At 50.6% G+C, this 17,759-nt stretch carries 12 protein-coding genes; 7 read left to right on the forward strand and 5 right to left on the reverse strand.

Annotation, left to right across the window (positions count from 1 at the left end):
* Nucleotides 1–283 precede the first annotated feature (283 nt).
* From ACGHM3_RS21885 to ACGHM3_RS21900, 4 genes are all read left to right on the forward strand, one after another.
* A complete protein-coding gene (locus ACGHM3_RS21885; RefSeq protein ID WP_345421746.1) occupies nt 284–1,132 on the forward strand; it encodes an SDR family oxidoreductase in 849 nt (282 codons plus the stop codon).
* Between the two features lie 255 nt (nt 1,133–1,387).
* Nucleotides 1,388–1,774, forward strand: coding sequence for a hypothetical protein (locus tag ACGHM3_RS21890; protein ID WP_345421749.1), 387 nt, complete (start codon nt 1,388–1,390; stop codon nt 1,772–1,774).
* A gap of 381 nt (nt 1,775–2,155) precedes the next feature.
* A complete protein-coding gene (locus ACGHM3_RS21895) occupies nt 2,156–2,686 on the forward strand; it encodes a cytochrome b/b6 domain-containing protein (RefSeq protein ID WP_345421752.1) in 531 nt (176 codons plus the stop codon).
* Nucleotides 2,687–2,830: 144 nt separating this feature from the next.
* On the forward strand, nt 2,831–3,733 hold the full coding sequence (locus ACGHM3_RS21900) for a histone deacetylase (protein WP_345421755.1): 903 nt from the start codon (nt 2,831–2,833) through the stop codon (nt 3,731–3,733).
* A gap of 247 nt (nt 3,734–3,980) precedes the next feature.
* Here ACGHM3_RS21900 and dld read toward each other — a convergent pair whose 3' ends face one another.
* On the reverse strand, nt 3,981–5,687 hold the full coding sequence (gene dld, locus ACGHM3_RS21905; RefSeq protein ID WP_390517651.1) for a D-lactate dehydrogenase: 1,707 nt from the start codon (nt 5,685–5,687) through the stop codon (nt 3,981–3,983).
* Between the two features lie 79 nt (nt 5,688–5,766).
* Complete coding sequence (locus tag ACGHM3_RS21910; RefSeq protein ID WP_345421760.1) at nt 5,767–7,467, reverse strand: L-lactate permease; 1,701 nt, start codon at nt 7,465–7,467, stop codon at nt 5,767–5,769.
* Nucleotides 7,468–7,631: 164 nt separating this feature from the next.
* Between ACGHM3_RS21910 and ACGHM3_RS21915 the strand changes: the two genes are divergently transcribed.
* Nucleotides 7,632–8,543, forward strand: a complete 912-nt coding sequence (locus ACGHM3_RS21915; protein ID WP_345421763.1) for a LysR family transcriptional regulator — start codon at nt 7,632–7,634, stop codon at nt 8,541–8,543.
* A gap of 13 nt (nt 8,544–8,556) precedes the next feature.
* Here the strand turns inward: ACGHM3_RS21915 and ACGHM3_RS21920 are convergent, their stop codons facing one another.
* Entirely contained in the window at nt 8,557–9,684 is a 1,128-nt protein-coding gene (locus tag ACGHM3_RS21920; RefSeq protein ID WP_345421766.1) for a DcaP family trimeric outer membrane transporter, read from the reverse strand.
* Nucleotides 9,685–10,039: 355 nt separating this feature from the next.
* Between ACGHM3_RS21920 and ACGHM3_RS21925 the strand changes: the two genes are divergently transcribed.
* Complete coding sequence (locus tag ACGHM3_RS21925) at nt 10,040–11,986, forward strand: rhamnogalacturonan lyase (protein WP_345421769.1); 1,947 nt, start codon at nt 10,040–10,042, stop codon at nt 11,984–11,986.
* Nucleotides 11,987–12,033: 47 nt separating this feature from the next.
* On the opposite strand, the gene ACGHM3_RS21930 is transcribed toward ACGHM3_RS21925, so the two are convergent.
* Nucleotides 12,034–14,229: a TonB-dependent receptor gene (locus ACGHM3_RS21930; RefSeq protein ID WP_345421773.1), complete on the reverse strand. Its 2,196-nt coding sequence runs from the start codon at nt 14,227–14,229 to the stop codon at nt 12,034–12,036.
* A gap of 567 nt (nt 14,230–14,796) precedes the next feature.
* Between ACGHM3_RS21930 and ACGHM3_RS21935 the strand changes: the two genes are divergently transcribed.
* On the forward strand, nt 14,797–15,615 hold the full coding sequence (locus ACGHM3_RS21935) for a peptidoglycan-binding domain-containing protein (protein WP_345421778.1): 819 nt from the start codon (nt 14,797–14,799) through the stop codon (nt 15,613–15,615).
* A gap of 58 nt (nt 15,616–15,673) precedes the next feature.
* On the opposite strand, the gene ACGHM3_RS21940 is transcribed toward ACGHM3_RS21935, so the two are convergent.
* On the reverse strand, nt 15,674–17,698 hold the full coding sequence (locus tag ACGHM3_RS21940; protein ID WP_390517656.1) for an alpha/beta hydrolase family esterase: 2,025 nt from the start codon (nt 17,696–17,698) through the stop codon (nt 15,674–15,676).
* Nucleotides 17,699–17,759: the final 61 nt, after the last annotated feature.

The following is a 17,759-nucleotide window of genomic DNA, read 5'->3' on the forward strand; positions in this document are numbered from 1 at the left end:
GTTAGTGGTTTTAACGTAAGTTTGTCTCGATATAAACTGTACTTGTTATAGCACCGATCTCCTCAAGGGTAGTAAGCTTTTATCAAAAGGGCTTGTATAGAACGCCCGCCTAACCTAAACAGGCGTAAGCATATAGTGCCAGCAATTAACCATATCAGCATAAATTGCACAGCCTGGCGATAGCAAAACTCTGAGCGCAACCCGTAAATGTGTGTTGGCGGCGGTATGAAAACCCGTGCAAGCGCCAACCCTACTCTAATTACTAACAAAAACCGGAGAGCCCGTGGATAAACAGAACGAACTAAGCGTTGCAGGCAAGGTAGTAATAGTCACCGGAGCCAGCCGAGGTATTGGTCGTGTAATTGCGCTTGCCTTGGCCAAGCAAGGGGCTCGCGTTGTTGTTACCGCTCGCTCTGTGTCTGCGGGTGACCAACCCGGTACGATTGGTGAAACTGTGAATAAGATTAAAGCCAACGGTGGAGTAGCGCTTGCCATTGAGGCGGACATGGCCAAAGAGGCCGACCTTAAAAAACTTGTGCAGCGCACCTACGAACACTTTGGTGCGGTTGATATTTTGGTGAACAATGCGGGAGTCACCCACCAAAAAAGCTGGTCTTCACCATTGTTAGAGATACCCCGATCGGACTGGGAATACCAATATGCGGTTAACGTTCATGCGCCTTTTACATTAACCCAGCTGGTAGCGCCTATCATGGAGGCTAACGGTGGTGGCCGTATTATCAATATTACCGCTGGCTGTGCTGAGGTTTATAGGCTGCCGGAAGAGCAACCCTTTCGTGAAGCCATTGGTGATTTCCGGCTTGCCGCACCGGCGTATTTTTCCAGTAAAAGAGCACTGGATCGTTTCTCGAATGTAGTTGCCGCTGAGCTGAGCCGAATGAATATCGCCATTATTGGTGTAATGCCTGGGCTAACGGCTTCCGAGCTTACCGTTAAAAATGTACAAACAGCAGGCTTAGACGATTCTTCTTTGGTCCCCATGGAAGTTCCGGCGCGCATGGTGGCTTACTTCGCCTCCTGTGAGAATCCACTGGAGTATACCGGGCGTTTATTTTGGGCGGAGCGCGAGCTCAAAGTGTTGGGTTTAGAGCCAGAATATAACGAGCTTTAATAAACCATTGTTTTTTACCATCACCCAAGGTAGCAAAGCCTCTCTAACAACAGACCCTTGCTGCGAGTCCTAATCCTCCCTCGACTTTCACCGTTCTTGCACAATGTTCCGCTATCATCGGAAGATTAAAGGCTGTTCCTCAACGGCACCTCTTACACCTTTTAGGGTCGTAATAGCCATCAGAGGTTTGCTTGCACCTGAACTCGGGTGCGCCGAACCGATACAAGCATTCACTAAGCGGATAAAGGACATACTATGACTGAAAACTTCACCCCCAAAGCCTACTTAAAAAGCAGCTGCCCATTTTGTTTTAAGCTGGTGATGTTTTTGGCGGAAGCCAAGCTGATGGAGAAGGTAGAGATTATTCGAATCGAATCCAGCGATGAAGCCGCACTGAGCCACTATCGCGACCAGTTGCAAAAAGCCACCGGCAAGGCCGCCAGCTTCCCTACGGTGGAGCTATCGCCCGGCAAATTCAGTAGCGATTCCGATGGCCTTATCAATTACTTTGGTGAAAAGTACGAGGTAGTGCCTTCATCTTTGCCGGGGCTGGCTTATTACAAAGATAATCTGTTCCCCGCTTATTTGGCGAATTTTAGGGAGTTAAAAGCGCTGAGAGCCGAAGCCACCAGCGCAAAGTAGCTAATTTTACTAGGCTGATTGCCGACATGTAGGCAGGGAGACTCACCTGCTTACCTAGTGTAATCAGCAAAATTGCTCAAACCCCAAAGGCTCCGCGCCCATACCCCATGGTCTACAAATTAGGTGTGTATACCTAAACGATAATCTGGTATACCGCTGCGGTATATTTACTGTAGTTATCAAATCACCGCTGTTCACTTCGCGCAAGCTTTCGATTGCAAACCAATAAAAACTTTATTTTTTTACATTCAGGTTGCAGTTTCTCCGTGGTAAGTTTCTTGCTTACTCAATGTATTAAAAGCACCGCTACTAGCGGCTTTGTTAAAACACATTGAAATTAATACTCAGATTTACTTACAACACGCCTGTTACGGAAAACCTATGAATATTTACGACACACCAGAAAAATACGGGATTATCTCCCGAGCCTTGCATTGGGCCATGGCCGCATTGCTCCTGTGGCAGTTTCTGGGCGCCGCTGCTCATTTACTCCTCTCTGATACAGCTATTAAAGGATTTTTATTTGGCCGCCACAAAGCCTTGGGATTTTTGTTATTTTTGCTGTTTTTTGTAAGGGTTGCATGGGCACTGATCAATGCCGCTAAGCGTCCGCCCTCGCTAAGCTTAGCCGCCAAAGCCGGCCACATCGCGCTGTATGCGCTACTGCTGGCAGTCCCCGCGCTCGCTCTTGCCCGCCAATACGGATCTGGTCGATCTTTTGATTGGTTTGGCATTTCTGTGTTTTCGGGTTTTGAAGGCAATGAAATCGATTGGATGGTGAATATTGGTAATTCATTCCACAGCTGGGCGGGATGGCTACTAGCAGCGTTAATTGCCGGCCATATTATAATGGTGTTCCTACACAAAAAAGCCAGCGACCAAGTGGATGTATTGCCCCGCATGTGGCGCTAGCCGACGCGCAGCCCGCCCAGCTTTGGCTGCGCGGGCCCTCCTGCCCGCTGCAGTAATAGCCTCTTCAATCACCACTGCCTTTGTCAACGCCAGAATCTTCAAACTTGTGCTTTAATAGTCATCTCCCAAGCACAAGGCTCCACCATGCTCAACCTCTACTACCACCCCCTGTACACCGGCGGCATCGACCCAGAAGCGCGCTTTCCGAGGGATCGTTACACCCTGCTGGCCCAGCGCTTGGCTGGCGTAAACGGTATACAGATGCACACCCCACGGCTCGCCACCCGGGAGGAGATAACCACCGTACACGATGCCGACTACGTCGATCGATTTTTAAACGGCGAACTAAGCGATAAAGAAGCCCGCAAGATTGGCCTGCGCCCTTGGCGGCCTGAGATTGTACCTCGCACCCTGCGGATTATGGGCGGCAGTTTGCAAGCCCTCGATGATGTGTTGAGCCATGGCGGATTGGCGGGCAATATGGCCGGCGGCACCCACCATGCCTTTTATGATTACGGTAGTGGCTACTGCATTTTTAACGATATAGCAGTGTGCGCCCATCACGCCTTACAAACGCCGAAGGTTAAACGCATACTCATTTTGGATCTGGATGTGCATCAAGGTGATGGCACCGCCGCCATGCTGCAATCGTGGGATAGCTGTTACACCGTGTCTTTGCACGGGGGTAATAATTTTCCCTTTAAAAAGCAACAAAGCGATTTAGATGTTGAGCTACCCTGCGACGCCACGGACACCGAATATTTATCAGCCCTAGATGAGCTATTAGCCACGCTGAATTTCAACGATTATGACTTACTGCTGTACCAAGCGGGGGTAGACCCTCTTATCACAGACCGACTCGGCCGTTTGGCAGTCACACGAGAAGGGCTAAACCAACGTAATCTACGCGTGTTTGAAAAAGCCCACCTGGCATGCTTACCCACGGTAATATTTATGGGCGGTGGCTATGCCGAGCCCATTGCCGATACGGTAGACGCGTTCCAAGATTTATTTACTCTCGCCGCGCAGTTCCAAGCACAGCGCTAACCGCTGCTATAGCATTAAGCACAAAAATCGCTCAGATCATCAACACATGCAAACACACCGAAAAAAACACGACGAGCAATGCAGTTATTAATTTATTACGCACACCCTGCGAGCTGCAAAGGTGTACCCCAGTGAATCAATAGTACAGTGTGTCCTAAATTTACCCATAATGATCCGCCCATATATTCTATTGCAAGATCAGACACTGTTTCGTAGCAATTCACTAACTTCGAAACACCTTTGAGGCCTAAATGCAACAGCTGCAATTTCTTTTAGCTTTATCCATTTTACCCACACCGGGGTTAAAAGTATTGGTTGGATCGAGACTCCGGTAAAATGCCTGTAGGCCATCCTCAGCTTCATATAAATGGCCGACATTGTGTTCCGCAGGGTATTTAGCCCCCCGCCTGTCAAGTAAAGCCAACATGTCGGCCTTAACTTTTTTGGCGTCGGAACCCTTTTTAAGAACATAGTCCTGATGGAATACATGGCAGAAAAAGTGCCCGTAATACAGGGACAGTTCGATATTGTCTGCAATATGTGGTGGCAACTTCTCTACCCAGTCTATGTCATCACGCCGCAGGGCTATATCCAATGCAAGAATTTCACCTACATGCTTCTGGTGCAGAAGTTCGTACCGAACGGCAGCGCCGGCGGCGGCAAAACGGTGTAAAAAAGCCGCACTAGCTTCTTTGGTAGAACAAGTGAAGTAATCCCCTGCACCGGGGTTTTGCCTAAAGTAGGCGTCCAAATACTGCTCGGCCTCGGAAATTCCATCGTCACTCATTTTTAGCAACAAGTGATGTTCGTACCGATTGCGATACTCCAGCATTTTTTGTGGCAGGTGTTGCGGGAAAAGCTTAGCCACACTTTGCATTATGCGGTCTGTAAGAAATTTGGGTAGCCAAGGCTTCTTATTAAGTACAGCATCGATACGCCCCTTAAGGGCGAACATTTTAGGTAGTTTATTGGTACCTAAGTGCTTAACCGCCAAAAACGTATCCTTGCCGTAGTGCCGGGCGACATCGAAGATGTCCCGATGCAGGTATTCGCCAACCTCTGGCAGATTTTTAAACCCGCCGAGAATATCGCGCCGAATCGTTGCCAACGTGTGAGGATTATTAGTGCCGACATAGAATGTTTTTTCAGTCTGAGGCACTGAATAGGTGTCCAAACGCACGGCGAATACTGCAAGCTTACCGGCACAACCGCTAGCTTCATACAACCGAGTGGTATCGGCATTAAAACGTGCCGGCGTATCGGCGTTTACCTCTCTGATGCGCTGTTGGTAATCGGTGGCACTGGCTTTTGCAGTATTCTCAAGTGAGCCCAAAGTGAAATTTCCACGCTCCAAATTGGACACCATTTGCTCGGGGGTGTCTCCCAGCTCGATACCGAGATGATTTACCATCTCTAACTGGCCGTGCTCGTTCACCCGGGCAAACAGTGCCAGTTCAGTGTAGGCTGGCCCTCGCTTAACTAGAGCGCCACCAGAATTATTGGCCACACCGCCGACAATAGACGCCCCCAGACAGGAAGAACCAATAACCGAATGGGGAGCGCGATTAAGCGGTTTTAAAGTGGCCTCAAGCTTGTGTAGCGTTGCACCGGGAAAAGAGACCACCTGCTCGCCGTTGCCCAAAACCAATAGCTTATCCATTGCCAGCGTGTTAATAATCACCACTGGTCGATCGTAGTCGTTACCACTGGGCGTGGAGCCTTCGGTTAACCCGGTTTTCGCCGCTTGCATAATTATAATGCAGTTATATTCAACACATATTTCTAACGTTTTCCACAAATCCAACAGCGATTGCGGAAATACTACCGCTAGGGCAGCGCCCTGGCCCGAGCGCCAGCCAGAGCGGTAATGTTCCGTGCGGCGATCTTCCGTTGCTATGTGATCTGAGCCGAGTAGTTGGGTGAGCTTCTCAACAACTACGTGGGGCATTTGCATTTCCTCCACCTCCACCTCCGGCCGCTGGCCGCAGGTTGTGTATTTGATCTATTAAAATAACAGCCTCAGCAGCCGTATATCACGCAAGTGGGCCTGAAATATCCAGCGCGTAAAGTGCAATCATAGCCAAAACGCCGGACACCAATACGTAATAAAAAGTGGGCAATAAAGTTTTTCGCAAAGTCGCACCCTCCTGCCCCAATAAACCTACTGTCGCACTGGCAGCTACCACATTGTGAATAGCAATCATATTTCCGGCTGCGGCTCCCACCGCTTGGCTGGCAACGATGATTGCCGGAGACAGTTGCAGACTCATGGCAGCCTCATACTGAAACTGGCTGAACATCATGTTAGAAACCGTGTTGGATCCTGCGATAAATGCGCCTAGTGCGCCGATGGTAGGGCTTATTAAAGGGAACGCCGAGCCTAACGTATCGGCAAACAACTGCGCACTGGCCATGGGCATGCTGGGGAGATCCGACAGGTTTACGCCGGAATTGATAAACAGCCGTACCATGGGAATGGTAAACATCAAGACAAAGCCGGCTCCGATTAACGTTTTGGATGATTCCGCGAAAGAACTGGCTAGCACTCGGCTGCGTTGCCCGCTCTTCCCCTGTAGACCAACAGCAACTAAAGCAGCTATTAACAACAGACCACCCGGGAGATAAAGCGGGCTAAAATCGGCGTTTACACCAGCTTCACCTAGAATATTTTTTGCACCAATGCTGACGCTCACAAAGGCGGCCTTTACGTCACTGGACACCCGGGAAGCCACTAACAACATTGCAACCACAAGATAAGGTACCCAAGCTACCAATTGTGACATGGGTTTATCGTGCAGCATTTCATCAGCATTAAATGCCACCTTACCAGACCACTCGGCCGGCCAGCTGTCTTTGCCATCGAAATCCCACTGTTGTTTTGGCAACAGAAAGCCCATTTTTGCAGTTTGTACAACAATCGCAAGGCTTACCAAACCGCCGATTAAGGATGGGAACTCAGGACCGAGAAAAATACCGGTAAGTGTGTAGGGCACGGTGAATGCCAGACCTGCGAACAACGCAAAAGGGGCTGCTTCAAACCCTTCCCTCCAGCTGCGGTTTTTGCCAAAGAAACGAGTCATCATTACCACCATAAAGAGCGGCATGAACGTACCGACCAAGCCGTGCATTACGGCTACGTTGGTAGTGATCAATTGCAGAAACTGATCCCAACTCCCCCCCTGCTCTAACAAGCGCTGGGAAATCGCGGCTTTATCCAATCCATTATTAACGCCGATAACAATAGGTGTCCCCACAGCACCAAAGGAGACAGGTGTGCTCTGTATCATCATGCCTACCATTACCGCAGCCAGCGCGGGAAAACCAAGCGCCACCATCAAAGGCGCAGCGATGGCAGCCGGCGTACCGAAGCCCGACGCCCCTTCGAGAAAGGTACCGAAACACCAGGCAATAATAATTGCCTGAATACGCCGGTCCGGTGAGACAAACGCGAATCCTTGACGAATCGTTTGAATCGCACCCGTAAATTTCAGTGTATTCAGTAGAAATATTGCTCCAAATACAATCCACAAAACAGAGACAGTGATTATCAAACCTTGTAGAACTGAAGCGAAAATACGATTTATGGATACATCCCAGCAAAATGAAGCCAACAAAGCAGTAGCGATTAGCACTAACGGCATTGCTTTACGTGCAGACCATTGCAAACCGAGTAGAAGCAATGCCGCCAAAACAATGGGGGCGAGCGCCAACAATCCAAGAGCAGTAGAGCCCATTTATTATCTCCTTTAATTCTTATACTTTTGCTGCGCCTTAGATTACCGGGATCAAATATTGAACAAGGAAAGCAGCTTGTGGGGGACTCTACATTCCCACTCGACAGAGATATATATTCAGACGTATTATGATTATTTCTTTTTCTGCATAAATAGAGAGTGAAATGGCACAATTTAAAGCCGATGATATTTTGCTGTTTGTTTACGTCGTTGAAGAGGGATCTTTTTCTCGGGTGTCGGTGAAACATGAAATCACCATGTCGGTGGTGAGCAAGCGAATCGCCCGGCTGGAGAAAGCACTGAACGTGCAACTACTTTACCGCACCACGCGCAAGCTGAGCCTAACCGATGCTGGCCAGGCGCTTTTCAAGAAAGCGAAAATAGCGCAACAAGCACTGCAAGACGCCCAAGATGTGGTATCCGTCTACGGCAGCGATATGCGCGGACGCATTCGTATTACCATGCCAGTGGTAACCGCCAACCTCGTGTTGAACCAAGCATTGACCGAATTTTGCGAGCAATACCCCCACATCCAAGTCGAATTAAGAATTACCAACCGGTTTGTGGATATTATCGATGAAGGCTATGACCTAGCCATCCGTACCGCTCAACTAGAAGACTCGTCGCTGGTAGCGCGACGGCTAGTCGACTCTAACTGGGTTGTTTGCGCCAGCCCCAGTTATTTGCAAGCCCGTGGAAGACCCGCACACCCGGACGATTTACCTTCCCACCACTGCTTAATTTACAAATACGAAGGCTCTGGCCCAGACACTTGGACGTTTGTAGTCGATGGTAGTGATTACCAAGTACAGGTGCACGGCCGCTACCAGACCAACGCGTTAGATTCTATTAAGCAAGGGGCGCTAGCTGGGTTCGGTGTGGGCTACCTTCCAAGGGCAATCATTCATGAAGAGCTGCTGTCTGGCCAGTTAGAAAGCATTTTGGATACCTATATTGGTAAAAAATTAGGTATTTACGCGGTGTATCCCAAAAGCCGTCAACCCGATAAAAAACTCAATCTACTAGTAGAGCACTTCCGCTGCGCATTGCAACGAAAGCGCCAGCACTTTAGTTGAAGCAAGACGCCAACTAGAACCGAAAGGTAGCGGAAAACTGCAAGTAGTCTGAATCCACATTCTCGGTCAACGCATCATCTATTGCGTAGTTGCCTATTTCAACTCCCACATCTAACTGCTTGTTTATTGAGTTGATCAGATTTAGCCCCCAGTGTGCACGCTCAAGCTCGGCTACGTCTGTTTCGGCAGTGCCATAAAATGCCGTAGAGCGTAGGGTATCGCTCCAGAAGTGACGGTAAGCCACGGTATAAGCGGTGGTTTCTTCCACCACCAGTTCACCTGTCGTTGGGTCACGTACAATGTCATTGGTCATGGCCGCAGCAGCGTAGCGTCCTAAATCCCCGGAGGATACTTGAAAGCGTAAGTCATCATTGCCGAATGTTTGAATTTTTCCAGATACCACAAAAGCCGCACCCGTTTCGTCCAAACCACCCTGGTCGATTTTGCGTAGCAACGCGCCAAATGACAAACTGCCCCAATCGCCGTTTAGGTCATAGCGTGCAACGATATCCGGCGTATCTTCGTCTGGGTCTGCTTGATCGCCGGATAGGCCTAACGCGCTGGACGGCGCACCAATATCATCGTCACCCCAGGTTTCAGGGTTTTCGATGGCGAACTGCCAATTTCCTACCGTATAGCGTAATTGTGCAGCGCGAATAAAGACCTCACCCACGTGCGGCCCGCCAAAGTCCAGAGCTTCTGGCAGCGCTTTTAGCGGCATAAAGGTGGACCAATTCTGTCCTGCCATCCAATTTCGATAAGTGATATAAAAATGACGTAGGCGCGAGTTGGCGGAATTACTTATAATTTCGTTACCTCCGCCACCGTAAAAATCCATTTCCACAAAGCCGGTAACCTCCCCGTGTTGCACAGAAACATTTAATCGCGACTCACGTACATTGAAGACCGTGGTGGAAGTCTCCGTTGGCTCGCCCCCAGGAAAATTACCTAGCCAATAATCTTGGTAGGCTATATCCCCGTTCACATGGCGTAAGTCAGCCTTAGCGTAACCACCGATGGAAACACGGGTAAGCGCATCGCCAGAACCGGAAGTATAGATTTCAACAGCGTGTAAGGTAGGAGCGCTTAGCAAGCAACACGAAGAAAATATCAGCAACGCGGGCTTCTTTAGATTTTTCATTTTTTATCCCAATTATCGTTTGTAGAAATTTGGCGATGTAATTTACGGATGAATGCCTGGAAGAAATAGACCATCGATCGCTAATCACTTTTTCCAAATCTTTATTAATTGGGCAAAAACTAATAAACCGGACTGTAAAAGAGAAGATACAAACGCCGCCTGAGCGACGATTCGATACGGCAGAAGCCGTTGAGGATCGATTCATCCTAACAGCTCGGCTCCACAGCCAGAGCTAATCCGAGGTATACCGTTAAGCAGGAAAATTACTCTGGTTCACATATGAACCGGCGTGGAGTTTCGCGTTGCAATACACCGGTAGATCGGAAATAGTCTTAAAAAAACAGAAGAGACTACTATGCATTCCCCCGTTTGCAGGCAATCAGTCCACGCGTCACGAACCACACTGGCGCCATTCAAACTGGCATTAGCAGCGCTTACGTTGCTCACCGCTGCGTATAACCAAGCTGGCTCAAATGTGGCAGGCGCCACATCGGATGACACGGTAATTTCTTCTCGCCACCTCACTGCGGTTGCGGCTAATAACCCGGCCCATACGCATATTTCTTGGGTTTACCGTGACGATGATGGGCCAAACACCCGCGTGGAGATACTGAAAAACGGCCTGGTAATTCATCGCCAAACCGGTGTCCAAGCCAGCAGCTACTTGGACACCACAACAACCAACAACGGCAATTACCAACTGCGCATCAACGGCCACCCGGCGGGGGAAGCACAACGGCTAAATAACGGTTATTTAGAAATCCCTCTGAATAAACCAGCCGATCGAAACGCGCAAAACGACGAGCCCTACAGCTACACCATTAACGATGCTTCAGTGGGGGATTTAAACGGCGACGGCAGTTACGAAATTATCATAAAGTGGTACCCAACCATTGCCAAAGATAACGCGTTTGCAGGCTACACCGGCAACACGTTATTAGACGCCTACACACTGAATGGCGAGCAGTTGTGGCGAATCGATTTGGGGCCCAATATTCGTTCCGGTGCGCACTATACGCAATTTATGGTTTACGATTTAAATAGTGATGGCAAAGATGAACTGGTGGTGAAAACCGCCGATGGCACCATCGACGGCGCTGGCAAGGTGATAGGCAACCCCAACGCAGACTGGCTAACCAAAGGCGGCGAATTGGCACAAAACGACCGCACCGGCTCTCGAATACTGGCCGACGGCACACGCCTGGCTGGGCTCACCGGAAGAGTGCTTAGTGGGCCGGAATATCTCACCGCATTTAATGGTCTTACCGGTGAAGAGATCTCCACGGTGGAGTACATCCCCCAGCGCGGCAAAGAATCCCACTCCCCCACCAAAGAGGCCATGAAGGCACTTTGGGGCGATGGCTATGCCAACCGCTCGGATCGTTTCCTGGCCGCCGTTGGCCACTTTGACTCGCAGCGGACCAGCGTGATTTTCTCCCGCGGGTATTACGCCAAATCAGTGATTGCCGCCTGGGATTTAATCGATAACACATTAACACCGCGCTGGGTATTTGATACCGATGCACAACCGCCGGGCTATGCCGGCCAGGGCAACCACCAGATGTCCGTGGCTGATGTGGACGGCGATGGCTTGGACGAAGTTGTGTTCGGCTCCATGGCCATTGATCACGACGGCAGCCCGCTGTGGACTGCCCAACTGGGCCACGGCGACGCACTCCATGTTGCGGATTTAGACCCAGCCCACCCCGGCATAGAACGCTTTGGTGTACAAGAAGACATGTCCGCCAGCGGCCACCTAGGCTCTACCATGCTGGATGCCGCCACCGGCCAAATACTGTGGAGTACGCCGGCAGAGAAAGACACCGGCCGAGGTGTGTGTATTGATATCGACCCCAACTACCCGGGCAGTGAATGCTGGGCATCCAACAGCAATACGCTGTACAGTGCCCAAGGCAAGGTGATTGCGCAGGCACGGCCTAAGAGTGTTAATTTTGCGATTTATTGGGATGGCGATGAATTGAGAGAAATACTCGACGATACCCGCATTACCAAGTGGGATTGGAATGCAAAGACCGAAACATCCCTGCTAACGGCGGTAGGCAGTTTATCCAACAACGGCACCAAAGCTACGCCGGTGCTGCAAGCGGATATTTTAGGCGATTGGCGAGAAGAACTAATTTTACGCCGAGAGGACAACCAAGCCCTGCGTATCTACCTAACGCCCTTTACCACGCAAATTGCGCGGCCATCATTAATGACGGACCGCACCTATCGGCTGGCCATTGCCTGGCAGAATTCGGCCTATAACCAACCACCACATTTGCTTGCCGGCAAGCCGTAGCTTATTAGCACTAATGCAAGCCACGGTTTGTGGCCGGGCTTTCCTGGCTATTCCCCAAAGCGGTAATCCACTCTCATACCCAAGGTACGCGGCTTAGTGTAGGCGGTGGTGGCACTTTGGCCTAAAAAGCCTGGGCTCACATACACATTACTTTTTTGCACGTCGTTTTCTAAATTGGTGGCAAACAAAGTGAGTGATAATTTATCGCCGGGAAAGGCGTAGCCCAGGGTTGCATCGGTTTTGGTGTAGGCCTCTACTTTATCGATCTCTGGGTGGTTAAATTCTCGCAGGTACATATCCCCCTGCCACAGGGTATTAATGGCCGCTTGCAAATAGCCACCATTGCCCAGCACCTTGCCATACTGCAATCCCAGCGAAACACTGTGCTCGGCTACGTAGGGTACTTTGTTACCGGCTAAATCCGTGCGGCCTAGCCCGGCGGGGTCGTTGGGGTTGGCCACCGGTGCAGGGTCTCTATTATCTGTGCTGTACAGTTCATCAAATTCCGCTTCGGTGTAGCTGAAGGTGGCCAGCAACCGCCACTGTTCGTTTAGTACAAATTGCGTTTCTAGCTCGGCACCGTAAATGGTGCTTTGTGCGGCGTTGGTGGTGAATTGGCCCGGGGCGTTATTTACCGTGGCTAACGTGGTGAGCTGTAAATCTTGATAATCGTAATAGAATACATCCAAATTCATCTGCGCCTTGCGGTTCCATAGGTCAGACTTTATGCCAAACTCGTAGGCCGTAATGTGCTCTGGGTCGTAGGGTAGGCCGTTAGAGGTAAGGTTAAAGCCGCCGGCCTTGTAACCCGTGGAGGTAGAGGCGTACATAAATACGTCCTCTGAATAATCCCACTCCGCACCCAGCATGTAGCTGTTTTCGGTAAACTTGGCTACACCGGAGTACTGATCGTTAGGAATATCCGGCGGAAACGGCGCGCCAAAATTACCTCGAGTAACCTTAGTACCGGTTTTCTCATCGCGAGTATGCCGCGCCCCCAGCGATAGCCTAAATTCATCGCTTACGGCAAAGGTTGCGGTACCGAACGCGGCCAGGGTTTCACTTTGGCCGTCTTCATCCAATAAAAAATCTGGCAGGTTTATTACCCCCGGCCCTGCCAAGCCATTTAAGCGCACCCGCCGAAAAATAAACGTATCTTCGGCGAAGTAATAACCACCTACAATCCAGCTTAGTGTTTGCGTGTCATCGGAGGCGAACCTAAGCTCGGCACTTTTTGCCGTGCTGTCTTGGTTCTTATTAAAGATACTAATATCCACCGGCGAGCCATCGAAGTCTTGTTGGGTTCGAGTGGTTTGATCCAGATAACTTGCCTGGAAAAATATCTCATTGCCCTGCAGATTGTGTATCAGCCGAACTAAACCGCTGGCGGTTTCGGTGTTATTAAAAGCCCGCGCATCACTGGCCGCTTTTAAAGGGTCTGTTGGGTCCTCTGGAATGGTGGCCACCAGTGCCTGGGTGGGCGGTGGCCCACCGGGGTTGCGCTCTAGGTACACCATATTTAAACCGGTGCCCTGCAAATCGCTGTAGGTACCCGAGAGCAATACCTCGGTGGTTTCTGGCGAGCCCCAAAGCATTTGGCCACGTACCGTGGTATCACCATCGGTACCAAAGAAATCATCGGCCCCAGGTGCAGACGAGGTGTTGGTAACATAGCCTTCTTCTTCGGTATATACCGCAGAAACTCGGGTGCTGAGCTGCTCATTGATTGGCACATTGAGCACTCCGCGCAGCTCTTGATGGCCGCGGGAGCCCACACTAACACCAGCCTGCGCCGAGAAGTATTCCGCCGGGCCCTTGGAAATAACGTTAACCACACCGCCGGTGGCATTGCGGCCATAGAGGGTACCCTGGGGGCCACGCAGAACTTCTATGCGTTCGATATCGTAAAAAATCGAGGAGCCACCGGCGGGCCGGGCGATATAGTTGTTGTCTATATAAAACGCCACACCAGAATCTGAAATGGAACTGGTACCCTGTAATCCAATACCGCGCAACGAGATTTTAAAGCCATCCTGCTCTTGGCCAATGTGCAAGCCAGGCACGTAGGATTGCAAATTGGTTAAATCGTCGATTCCCCGTTGCTCGAACATTTCACCGGTAAACGCGGTGATGGCAATTGGCGTGCTTTGCAACGCAGTGGATTTTTTTTGCGCGGTAACCTCTATAACCTCTAACTCGCCACTGTTGGCCATTGCGCGCGAATCAGAGGAGCCCTGAGCCATAACAGGGGTCGAAACTAAAACAGAAGTGAATATGCTAATAGGTGCAAAATATTTTGTAGACTTAAGTGCCATAATCTTGCTTCTAATACCGAATGCTAATGTGGTTGGAGTACCGAAGGGATACTCTTAGGTATAGAAGTAAATTAGGAATTTCGCCTTATTTTTAAGAGCCAAATAAATTATCCAAACCCGCTCTATGCACACAGCAGCAACCAACAACATTAAATGCTGTAATTTTCATTAGAGCAGTAAAACACAGCTTTCTAAAACCCTATTAGAACCGAATGATTTAGCTCTGGACTTGTGCGCAAAAAATAATTTAGCGTAGACTGGTTTAGCTTAAAGAGGAGAGGAAAAATCTGCCAGCTAGGGCCTTCAGATTTTAGCATTTGTAAACTCCTGGCGGTTAAACCAGCAAATCTACAACAGAAAGCACGCCACATTTGTGTTTTACTTATTTTATAAAAGAGTTCTGGTAGCAAATTGGCTGAGTGACAGATTGGAGGGCTAGGCCCACAGCAGCGCCAATGTGCGTAACATCAACGGAAAACAACCACAGGGAATATCATGGCAATTGATTTTAATAATGTACCGAGTTATATAAAAAAAGAGATTAACCCGCCAAGTAAAACCTTAAAACGCGGCAGTAAAGGCCGCGCCGTTAAACAGGTGCAGGAGTGGTTGCAATATCATCGCTGCCCTACGGCCATTGATGGCAAGTTTGGCCCCGCCACTGCAAACTGCGTCAAGGATTTTCAAACCGCTTTTAACCTTAGTGCCACGGGCAAAGTCGAAAAAGCCACCTGGCAGGCACTGGTTAACCCCATGAGTTTATCCCTAGCGCCACCAAGCATAGGCCCAAAAGAGGCTGCCGCTAGCACAGTAGCCAATGTCGCCAAGCAACACGTTGCGCACAACCCCATTGAAATTGGCGGCGCTAATTGTGGGCCCTGGGTTCGATTGTATTGCGAGGGTAATGATGGCCCACACTGGGCTTGGTGCGCAGGCTTTGCCAGCTTTATCATGCAGCAGGCCTATTTTTACCGGAACGAACCCACGCCAATTAAAGGATCGGTTTCTTGCGACAGCCTAGCCGCCCAAGCAAAAGCCAAAAAACTGTTTATTAGCAAACGCAAGCTTTCCGCCGGCAGTGTGGATTGGCAGGATTTTAAAGGCGCGTGTATTTTTTTACGCCGGCGCACGGCCAGCGATTGGACCCACGCGGGGATTGCTACCGTCAGCGAAGGTAAAGGCAATTCCTTGGTGTTTTCCACCATTGAAGGCAACACCAACGACGAGGGCCACCGTGAGGGGTTTGAAGCCTGTGAGCGCAAGCGCAGCCTTTCGGGCACGCATTACGACTTTATTGCCTTTGACGCGATATAGATTGATGCCCTGTTGGCCGTTTAATAGAAGAAGGGGACGCCCGCTTCCTCTAATGATATTACGGGCAACTGCCCACTAACCACTGCTGACCGCCATCGGTAGAATACAGCGTAGTCACACCGTAGGTTGAACCGGGCATGGCATCATCACTGCCGTTGGCAAAATAACTGGGCGAGAAATAGCTCCCGGTGCTGTAAGCGCGGCCGTAATAGGCCTTGTGATAGTAGTTCATATCCGTGAACGCCTGGCAGAGGCCATCACCGCCATCACCGCCATCACCGCCATCACCGCCATCACCGCCCAGGCTGCACGTCACTTCTGGCCCTTGGCAACTGGCGTCGTCATCCTGCCAGCGGCATAGCCCACCGTTTGCATTAACCGTGGTTTCATCCAGCCTAAAGGCTGCCGTGCTGTACTCCAAATAGCAGTTGGCGTAGTTGCTGTAATCCAAACGGCCAGCATCAATATGCTCGCTGAGCGTGGCGGTTTGCCCGGCATCAACGTCAAAATTAAGCGACTCGGTTGTGCTTAAGCCAGTATCATCCGTGGCCACAACGGCCACGCTATTGGCCCCACCCGGGAGACTACAAGCCTCGGCGCTAAAGACATCACCAGTTAGAGCCGCCACCGCATTGCCGCTGGCAAACGTTGCCTCAACCCGTTGGAGGTTTTGGTTGGCATCCACCACGCCGCCAGTGACGGTTGCACATTGGCCAGCTACGGAAACCGCCAACCCACTCAACACAGGGGCTTGTGGCGGAGGTTCTGGGCCTATACGTTGGGTTTGCGCCGTGGCCTCACCCACAGCGCCTTCGTCATCAGCCGCCGTTATTTTTACACGGTAAAGCCCATCGGCAAGGCTGCTACTGGTACCCGTGAAATTCCCACCGGATTCGACAAGCACTACATTGGTTATCACACTACCTGAGAGGGCATCACTGACCTCCGCCTGCGCACTTGCCACAGTGGTCTCGGCATCGGTAATGGTGGCAGAAATGTATAACTGGCTGCCCGTTGCTGTGATAGAAATGTTATCAATTACCGGGGCTGAATTGCGATTAACCCGCAGATTATTGGCGGCGAAAAACTCGCCCAGATAAGCCGTATAATTAATACTGTTACCACTCACGTAGGAGCCACTGGCTCCGGCCCCGCCAGACCAAGCATGGCCAACACCGCCGTGAAACCAAAGCTTAGAAACTCGCCCACCCTGCCAAAGTGTTTCGGTGGCGGTGTTGGCACCGCTGCCCAGTGTGTTGCTGCCGGGCAGTTCTGCCACGCCATAGACGCTTGCCAAACCTTCGGCGTTTTGGGTGTTGTAACAGGTACTCACCGTACCGTCGTCATCGGCCTGAGCAAAAGAGGCCACCTGGGTGGCAAAATAACTGGCGTAGCTACCGGCGTAACTTACACATCGGCTGGCCACATTGGCGGATTCACAGGAGCCAAGGGCCCCGCTGGACGAGGTACCCACACTGGGCCCAGCACTAATGCCCATACCGGCAAAAATATCCGGTGCCAAGCAGGCCGTGGTGTTGGCGAAGGCAGCGCCGGAGGATAACCCGGCGATATAAACTTGGTCGGCATCAATGGCGGCGGAGGCATCGGCTACCAGGTCCTCGGCCAGTTGAATCAGGTTTTGGTAATCCAGCTTGGTTCTCGACGGCGTGCCAGAATTACTGTTGTTCCAATAGGCCCAACAGCTAAAACCTTCTTTGTGTTGGGCATCGGGCACAGCGATTACCATGCCGTTGGCCTCAGCGGCGGACTCCAAATTAGCCGTGTTGTACGCGCTAATAGGCTGAGTGCAGCCATGCAGCACCAGCAGTAGCGAGCGTTTATCCACCGGGCCAATGGGGCTAAAACTGCTGGGGGTATACAGATTTACCGTGCTAAAACCGCCCAGCGAAAGACCGTTTTGCCAACTACCCGAAAATACGGTTGGCACCAACAGGATGGACGTTAAAAAAACAAAACATAAAGAGAATGGTATTCGGTGAGAATTTCGGTTTCGACCAGAGTCTTCAAAGCGGCGGCCATTGGCCTGCGCCGCCGAAACGACGATTTTGTTGAGCTGTTGCATGACGCTTGCCTTGGATTCATTATTATTTTTTAGGTGCAAATTTTTTCAGGTGCAAAGCACC

It is taken from the genome of Halioxenophilus aromaticivorans (assembly GCF_042850945.1).
GTDB lineage: Bacteria > Pseudomonadota > Gammaproteobacteria > Pseudomonadales > Cellvibrionaceae > Halioxenophilus > Halioxenophilus aromaticivorans.

Coding starts and splice junctions, on each gene's coding strand:
- ACGHM3_RS21935 (WP_345421778.1), top strand. CDS start 14,797: ATGGCAATTGATTTTAATAATGTACCGAGTTATATAAAAAAAGAGATT.
- ACGHM3_RS21910 (WP_345421760.1), bottom strand. CDS start 7,467: ATGGGCTCTACTGCTCTTGGATTGTTGGCGCTCGCCCCCATTGTTTTG.
- ACGHM3_RS21930 (WP_345421773.1), bottom strand. CDS start 14,229: ATGGCTCAGGGCTCCTCTGATTCGCGCGCAATGGCCAACAGTGGCGAG.
- ACGHM3_RS21920 (WP_345421766.1), bottom strand. CDS start 9,684: ATGAAAAATCTAAAGAAGCCCGCGTTGCTGATATTTTCTTCGTGTTGC.
- dld (WP_390517651.1), bottom strand. CDS start 5,687: ATGCAAATGCCCCACGTAGTTGTTGAGAAGCTCACCCAACTACTCGGC.
- ACGHM3_RS21890 (WP_345421749.1), top strand. CDS start 1,388: ATGACTGAAAACTTCACCCCCAAAGCCTACTTAAAAAGCAGCTGCCCA.
- ACGHM3_RS21895 (WP_345421752.1), top strand. CDS start 2,156: ATGAATATTTACGACACACCAGAAAAATACGGGATTATCTCCCGAGCC.
- ACGHM3_RS21900 (WP_345421755.1), top strand. CDS start 2,831: ATGCTCAACCTCTACTACCACCCCCTGTACACCGGCGGCATCGACCCA.
- ACGHM3_RS21925 (WP_345421769.1), top strand. CDS start 10,040: ATGCATTCCCCCGTTTGCAGGCAATCAGTCCACGCGTCACGAACCACA.
- ACGHM3_RS21915 (WP_345421763.1), top strand. CDS start 7,632: ATGGCACAATTTAAAGCCGATGATATTTTGCTGTTTGTTTACGTCGTT.
- ACGHM3_RS21940 (WP_390517656.1), bottom strand. CDS start 17,698: ATGCAACAGCTCAACAAAATCGTCGTTTCGGCGGCGCAGGCCAATGGC.